Source organism: Halorubrum sp. AJ67 (genome assembly GCF_000513435.1).
In genome coordinates, this window is the sequence record NZ_CBVY010000002.1 from 417,617 (window position 1) to 418,501 (window position 885).

1 protein-coding gene is annotated in these 885 nt (G+C 69.4%); it reads right to left on the reverse strand.

From position 1 onward, the window contains the following. Positions 1 to 84: 84 nt before the first annotated feature. Positions 85 to 885, reverse strand: an 801-nt coding sequence (locus BN903_RS03725) for a zinc-binding dehydrogenase (protein WP_048076422.1), incomplete at its 5' end; no start/stop codon positions are given.

Consider the following 885-nt stretch of genomic DNA (forward strand, 5'->3'; position numbering starts at 1 on the left):
GGGACGTGAACGTAGCCGCCGTCGGTGGTACCGTCGGCGGTCTCGTCCGGGGCGTCGGCGGTCTCGTTTCCGTCGCCGTCGGTCTCAGAACTCACTGTCCGGTTTAACCACCACTTTGCCAAAGCCCTCACGGTTTTCGATCATCTCGTGTGCGCGCGAAGCCTCGCTCATCGGGAGGACCTCGCGGACGCGGGGTTCGAAGGTGCCGTCCCAGACGAGCTCCAAGACGTCGTCGACCTCGCCGGGCGTCGCCATCGTCGAGCCGAGCACCGACAGCTGGTTCCAGAAGATGCGGTTGAGTCCGGCTCCGGGGTTCCCGCCGGTCGTCGCGCCGCAGGTGACGAGGCGGCCGCCCTTCGCCATCGACTTCAGCGAGTCCGGGTAAGTGGCCTCGCCGATGTGGTCGACGACGACGTCGACGCCGCGCTTGCCGGTGCGTTCGCCGATCTCGTCGGCGAAGTCGTTGGTCTCGTAGTCGATGACGTGGTCCGCGCCGCAGTCCTCGGCGTGGGAGAGCTTCTCCTCGGTCGAGGCGGTCGCGAACACCTCACAGCCCGCGTGGTCGGCGATCTGGACGGCGGCGTGGCCGACGCCGCCGGAGGCACCTAAGACGAGCACCTTCTCGCCCGCCTCGATCTCGGCGCGCGTGTGAAGCATGCGCCACGCGGTCTGGAACACGAGCGACGCGGAGCCGGCGACCTCCCAGTCGACGCCGGACGGGACGGGAACGAGGTTCGCCGCGGGGACGGCCGCCTTCTCGGCGTGGACGCCGCGGACGTGTTCGCCGATGATGTGGAAGGAGACGCACAGCGACTCCTCGCCGTTGCGACAGAACTCGCAGTTCCCGCAGGAGACGCCGGCGCTGACGGCGGCGCGGTCGCCCGG